This window comes from Wolbachia endosymbiont of Drosophila seguyi, assembly GCF_028981765.1.
Classification (GTDB): Bacteria; Pseudomonadota; Alphaproteobacteria; order Rickettsiales; family Anaplasmataceae; genus Wolbachia; species Wolbachia pipientis.
Genome location: NZ_JAPQLM010000113.1, coordinates 1 through 7,086 on the forward strand (window position 1 = coordinate 1; position 7,086 = coordinate 7,086).

3 protein-coding genes and 2 pseudogenes are annotated in these 7,086 nt (G+C 36.6%); 3 read left to right on the forward strand and 2 right to left on the reverse strand.

What is annotated here, in order from left to right; all coding sequences use genetic code 11:
- Positions 1-259: pseudogene (locus OZD62_RS02515) on the reverse strand (Tim44/TimA family putative adaptor protein); the annotation flags it as partial.
- Positions 260-423: 164 nt separating this feature from the next.
- On the opposite strand from OZD62_RS02515, the gene secB reads away from it, so the two are divergent.
- The 3 genes from secB to putA all read left to right on the forward strand — a co-directional run bounded on the left by secB (position 424) and on the right by putA (position 6,802).
- Positions 424-927: a protein-export chaperone SecB gene (gene secB, locus OZD62_RS02520; RefSeq protein WP_006279761.1), complete on the forward strand. Its 504-nt coding sequence runs from the start codon at positions 424-426 to the stop codon at positions 925-927.
- 14 nt (positions 928-941) lie between these two features.
- Positions 942-3,527, forward strand: a complete 2,586-nt coding sequence (gene acnA, locus OZD62_RS02525) for an aconitate hydratase AcnA (RefSeq protein ID WP_275019360.1) — start codon at positions 942-944, stop codon at positions 3,525-3,527.
- 134 nt (positions 3,528-3,661) lie between these two features.
- On the forward strand, positions 3,662-6,802 hold the full coding sequence (putA, locus tag OZD62_RS02530; protein ID WP_275019361.1) for a bifunctional proline dehydrogenase/L-glutamate gamma-semialdehyde dehydrogenase PutA: 3,141 nt from the start codon (positions 3,662-3,664) through the stop codon (positions 6,800-6,802).
- Positions 6,803-6,943: 141 nt separating this feature from the next.
- On the opposite strand, the pseudogene OZD62_RS06165 reads toward putA, so the two are convergent.
- Positions 6,944-7,086: pseudogene (locus OZD62_RS06165) on the reverse strand (IS4-like element ISWosp8 family transposase); the annotation flags it as partial.

Genomic DNA, 7,086 nt, shown 5'->3' on the forward strand with positions numbered 1-7,086 from the left:
TGCTTGAACCTTCTATAAAGTGGGAAATAGAAAAATCTTTGTTTTTTTTTAATATTTGTTTATAAGTAACTTTTATTGAATTTTCATCATTGCTATCAATGTAACCCTCAATGTTTTCTACTACATCTTCTCTACTTCGGCTTACATCCAATACATTAGTTAGCTTTTTTAGGTTGAGGTTGGCTGACCTTCCTAAAGAATTATACAAACGTGAAAAAATGAACGCCGTTAATAAAGCATATATTACAAGCTCTATCATAGTAACTCAACTCCTTGGCATATAAAGTATCCGAACATTATTAATTATTAATGAAAATATGTTTTTCATATCAACTTATAATCAGGTTTGCTATTCGTTTGTAAATGAATATATTATATAAGAAAGTATTAAATATCTCAACTTAATTAAAGGAGACGTAAGAAATGCCACAACAAAAAATGAGAATTCACGGTCAATATGTTAAAGATCTATCATTTGAGAATCCGAATTCGCCATTCCTTTCTTCTAGTAAAGCTCCAGATATTAATGTAATGGTTAATATCAATTCAGCAAAATTAGAAGGGACGAAAAACAAAGAAGAAGTGAATGAAGAAAAATCTTTTCATGAAATTACTTTGCATATAGAAGTCAAAGCAACGGTAAAAGATGAAGGCATAAAAGATGGTGTAGCTTTCATTTGTGAGACGAAATATTGTGGCATTTTTTCAATAGAAAATTTAAAAGAGTTGAGTGAGGAAGAGGTAAGACAAGCTTTGTTTATTGGCGGACCTACTTTTCTTTTCCCTTTTGCAAGAGAAATAATTGCAAGAGTTACAAGTAGTGGTGGATTTCCCCCACTGATGCTAGATCCTATAGATTTTGAAACTATGTATGAGCAGCAAGGTCAACAACAAAAAAGTAACGGTAGTAATTCCAATTTTAACTAATATAGTGTGATAGGATGAACAATTCTTTAAATGCAAAAACGACTTTAAACATTGACGGGAAGTCATACAACTATTTTAGCCTAAGTAGTGCTAGTGAATTTTTAGGAATAGATGTGACTAAATTGCCTTGCTCACTTAAGGTTCTGCTTGAAAGTTTATTGCGCAATGAAGATGGAGTAAACGTAAAGCTAGATGACATAAGAGTACTAGCAGACTGCGTTAATAAACACACTAATCACGAAATTAGCTATAAACCAGCAAGGGTGTTGATGCAAGATTTTACAGGGGTTCCTGCTGTTGTTGATCTAGCTTCAATGCGGGACTATGTTAAGAAAAATGGAGGAAACCCAAGCAATATAAATCCGTCTGTACCGGTTGATCTTGTGATTGACCATTCTGTTCAAGTAGATAGTTATGGAAGTGTTTCCGCATTCAGTAAGAATGTTGAGTTAGAAGTAAAAAGAAATTTGGAGAGATATCAATTTTTAAAGTGGGGAGAATCGTCCTTCACAAATTTTAGAGTAGTGCCGCCTGGCGCAGGGATTTGCCACCAAGTGAACCTTGAATATTTAGCGCAAGTTGTGTGTAATAATGATGGAGTCATATATCCTGATACTTTAGTTGGTACTGACAGCCATACTACAATGGTTAACGGGTTATCAGTTCTTGGTTGGGGTGTTGGAGGCATAGAAGCTGAGTCTGTGATGCTTGGTCAACCAATTAGTATGGTGATTCCAGAAGTAGTTGGATTTAAATTAATTGGCAGACTGCCGGAAGGAGTAACTGCGACTGATTTAGTGCTGACGGTTACCAATATCCTAAGAACAAAAGGCGTTGTTGGTAAGTTTGTAGAATTTTATGGTGATGGTTTAGATTATTTATCTTTGGCAGATAGAGCCACTATAGCAAACATGGCCCCAGAGTATGGTGCAACTTGTGGGTTTTTTCCAATTGATCAGAAAACACTCGATTATTTACATTTAACAGGGCGACCAGAAAAGCTGATTAAGTTAGTTGAGGCTTATGCGAAAGAGCAAGGATTGTGGCGTGGCAATAATGAGTTAGCATTTTTTGACGCACTAGAACTTGATTTATCGAGCGTGAAGCCAGTAATGGCTGGTCCTAAAAGACCACAAGATAAGGTTTTTCTTTCACAAGTGGCAGAGTCTTTTTCTAAATCATTTTCAGTTAATGAGTCAAAGGAAAGCGATAAACTCCAAGATGGAAGTGTAGTTATTGCAGCAATAACAAGCTGCACTAATACTTCAAATCCAAGTGTGATGATTGCTGCAGGTCTTGTAGCTCGTAATGCAATTAAACTTGGATTAAAATCAAAGCCTTGGGTTAAAACTTCTCTTGCTCCAGGGTCACAAGTTGTAACAGAATATTTAGAAAAGTCTGGATTGCAGGTAGATCTAAATGCTTTGGGTTTTAATCTAGTTGGATATGGTTGCACAACTTGCATTGGGAATTCTGGTCCACTTAATAAAGATATAGAAGATGGCATTAAAAACAAAAACTTAACCGTTGCTGCAGTTTTATCTGGCAATCGTAACTTTGAAGGAAGAATTCATCCGTTAGTCAAAGCTAATTACTTGGCATCTCCGCCACTTGTTGTTGCATATGCACTTGCTGGTACTGTGCAAATTGATCTGACAAAAGATTCAATATGCAAAGATAAGAATGGAAATGATGTCTATCTCAAAGATATATGGCCAACAAACAATGAAATCGAAGATTGTGTTAAAAGTGTGGTAACACGTGAGATGTTTATACAAAAGTATAAGGATGTTTTTTCTGGTGATGAACATTGGCGGAAGATAAAGTGTGAAAAAAGTGAAATCTATAATTGGGATGCAAACAGTACTTACATACAAAATCCGCCTTATTTTGATAACTTATCACCTAAAAATAATAAAATCGATATAAAGGGTGCACAAATATTAGCAATGTTTGGCGATAGCATAACTACTGATCATATTTCCCCTGCGGGAAATATTGCCTCGAGTAGTCCTGCCGGTCTATATTTAAAAGGGCTTGGAATTGAACCACGGGATTTCAATTCATACGGGTCTCGCCGTGGTAATCACAATGTAATGATGCGTGGGACTTTTGCTAACATTAGAATAAAAAATGAAATGGTTAGCACCGAAGGTGGATATACAAAATATATTCCTTCTCAAGAAACTATGCCAATTTTTGATGCGGCGATGCGCTACAAGGAAGCTCTCATCATTGTGGCAGGAAAGGAGTATGGCACAGGTTCAAGTAGGGATTGGGCAGCAAAGGGTACTTTATTGTTGGGGATTAAAGTTGTAATTGCAGAAAGCTTTGAGCGTATACATAGGTCCAACTTAGTTGGTATGGGTGTTCTTCCACTTATATTCCAAAATGGAATAACCAGAAAGATATTTGATGGTAGTAAGGTAATAAGCATAAAGGGTGAAATAGTGCCAGGTGGAAATCTAGAATGTATCATCAAAGGAAAGGATAATTCTGAACAATCAATTCAACTCAAATGCTGTGTACAAACCGCAACTGAGACTAAATACTTGATGTGTGGTGGAGTGTTGAGCTACATACTTGCACAATCTTTTTGATTTAGTGAAGTTATTGCATGGACTTCTTTTAGCCAGCCCTGATCCCTTTGTAAATAGCAATTTGCTCTGCGCAAAGTTATGATATAATTTCACCATACATATGGTGTCGGAGTATTTTTTGGAGATAATTATATATGATAAGCTCTATACAAGAACCTAATGAACTCAGAAAACGTTTACAAGGATTTTATCGTACTGATGAAAAGAGTTATATACGTTATCTTGTAGAAAAAGCAGAGCTTTCGGCTGATTCAAAAAATAGAATTTATAATATTGCAAAACAAGTTATTGAAAAAATCAAACACAATAAATTAAGTATTGTAGATTCCTTTATGCAGCAATACTCGCTTTCCAATGATGAAGGAATAGCATTGATGTGCCTTGCTGAATCACTACTTAGAATACCAGATGATTATACAATAGACGAAATAATCAAAGATAAAATTGCCAATCAGGAATGGAATAAATATTTAGGGCACTCTTCTTCGTTGTTTGTCAATGCTTCTACATGGAGCTTGATGATAGGTAGCAGTATATTGAGAGATAATGAAGGCGATTCGAAGTTCTATTACGCAATTTCTAAGTTACTTAAGAATTTAGGAGAACCGATCATTCGCAAAGCAGTAAAACAAGCAATGTCTATGCTTGGTAATCATTTTGTTGTTGGAGAAACCATAGAAGAAGCTTTAAGGTATGCAAAACTAGATGACAATAGTAAGTTTTTATACTCTTTTGATATGCTTGGCGAAACTGCTCACACAGCTGAAGATGCAGAAGAGTATTTTAATTCATACATGCACTCAATAAAAGCTATAGGTGAATCCACTGAAATAAATGATTGTTTTAAATCGCATGGAGTTTCAATCAAATTGTCTGCGTTACATCCACGTTATGAATTTGGTCAATTCGATAATATAGCTGAAGAGTTGAGAGCTAAACTGCTAGAGCTTTGTCATGAAGCAAAAAAATACAACATTTCATTATGCATAGATGCAGAAGAAACAGAAAGGCTTGAAATGTCCTTAATCTTGTTTGAACAATTACGGCTTGATGAATCACTTTCTGAGTGGGAAGGACTTGGCTTGGCTGTGCAAGCATATCAAAAGCGCGCTTTATCTGTTCTTGACTTTGTTGAAGATGTTGCTATCCGATCAAAGCACAAAATTATGGTGAGGCTTGTAAAAGGTGCATATTGGGATTCAGAAATCAAGCGTACGCAAGAATTGGGATTAAATGATTACTCAGTATTTACAAGAAAAAGCTATACTGACGTATCTTACTTCGTGTGCGCACAGAAACTTTTGAGTAAATCAAACAGCTTTTACCCATGCTTTGGAACTCATAACGTCTATACTTTTGCTTCTATCATGGAACTTGCTGATAAAAACCACCCTGGATTTGAATTTCAACGCTTACATGGAATGGCAAAAGACTTATATGATTATGCAATGTCAGAGCTTGCAACAAATGTTAGCTGTCGTGTCTACGCACCCGTTGGGGAACATAGTGACTTGTTGCCTTATCTTATAAGACGCCTTCTTGAAAATGGAGCTAATAGTTCGTTTGTTAATCAAATAAGTGATCCTAACGTTAAAATCGATGAGTTAATTTCAGATCCACTGGAAAAAGCTATAAATTTTAATTATGAACCTCATCCAGGCATTCCATTACCACAAGATATTTTGGGACCAGAAAGAAAAAATTCCTTGGGGATGGATATTAGTGATTCTGTGATAGTCTCACAATTTGCAGATGATATAAAGGGTTTTAGTGAAAAAAAGTGGCAAATTGGACCAATAATTGATGGAAAAGCACTATTTGATAATGCTGAATTTATCGAAGTAGTGAATCCTGCACATTTGGAAAATGTAATTGGAGAAGTGTCAAGTGCAACAAGCGATCAAGCTTTAAACGCTCTTGAAATAGCACACAGTGCTTTTGCTAAGTGGCAGAATGTTTCAGCAGAAGAGCGCGCTAAATGCCTTGAAAAAGCTGCAGATTTGCTTGAGGAAAGGATGAAAGAGTTAATTTACATTCTGATTGTGGAAGCAGGAAAAATTTTATCCGATGCAATAGCAGAAGTAAGAGAGGCAATCGACTTTCTGCGTTATTATGCAATGATAGCAAAAAATGAACTGAGCGACTGGAAAAAATTGCCGGGCCCAACAGGTGAAGATAACTTCATCTTTTTTGAAGGCAGAGGAGTTTTCTTATGCATATCACCGTGGAATTTTCCGCTCGCTATCTTCATTGGGCAGGTCTCAGCTGCACTTGCAGCAGGTAATGCAGTGCTGGCAAAACCGGCAGAGCAAACGCCGATTATTGCCTACGAAGCTGTTAAGATACTACATGAAGCTGGGATACCAAAGAATGTGTTACACCTCATTCCTGGGGATGGTGGATATTTAGGCAAAATATTAGTTCCAGACAATAGAATTGCCGGAGTAGCTTTTACTGGCTCAACACAAACTGCTCAAATAATCAATAAAATGCTTGCAAATAGGGATGGTCCTATTGTGCCACTTATTGCTGAAACAGGAGGGCTCAATGCTATGATAGTTGATAGCTCTGCTCTTTTAGAGCAAGTGGCTATGGATGCTTTGCTTTCTGCGTTTCGTAGCAGTGGTCAACGCTGTTCTGCACTTAGAGTGCTGTTTATTCAAGAGGACATAGCAGAGAAGCAGATAAAAATGATATGCGGTGCAGCGCAAGAACTCAAGATTGGTGACCCAATACAACTTAGTACTGATATTGGTCCAATAATTGACAAAGCATCTATCGATATGCTAACTCAACATACGCAAAAAATGTCAGAGGACGAAGATTCAAATCTGTTATTTAAAGTACCCATGGATACAAATTCTCATAATGGTTATTTCTTTCCTCCATATATTTATGAGATACAAAAAATTTCGCAATTAAAGCAAGAAGTATTTGGTCCTATTTTACATATCATACGTTTTAACAAGTCACAATTAAATGAAGTTATAAGTGATATAAATAGTACTGGATATGGGCTTACGTTTTCTTTGCAGAGTCGTATACAAAGTCAAATTGACACTATAAGTAAAAAAATATCAGTTGGAAATGTCTACATCAACCGTAACCAGATAGGTGCAGCAGTTGGGATACAACCATTTGGTGGTAGAGGACTATCTGGCACTGGGCCAAAAGCTGGTGGTCCTCATTATTTACAGCGTTTTTCTACAGAAAAAGTTGTAAGTGTTAACACTACAGCATTTGGTGGTAACACTACACTTATGTGTTTGGATTAATTTGCGGGCCCTAATTTTTCTTACCCCTAAACTAGACGTTCGTGCAGTTATGTACACAGCGCTAAAACCCGAAAAGGACCAGCTCATGCACTGAAATAAATCGTATCCGTTCAGCCAATGGCGTCAACTTAAGAACTTTCATTAGCAAACTCTCCTAAAGACATGATGGCGTTTAGGCTTATCTACTTTATTGCGGCTGTCCCGGTCGGATTTTAACTTTAGCGCGTATACTTAAAAAGGGCTTGAAAGTTTTTTGGCGCAATAAGTACCTGATAGAGTTTCTG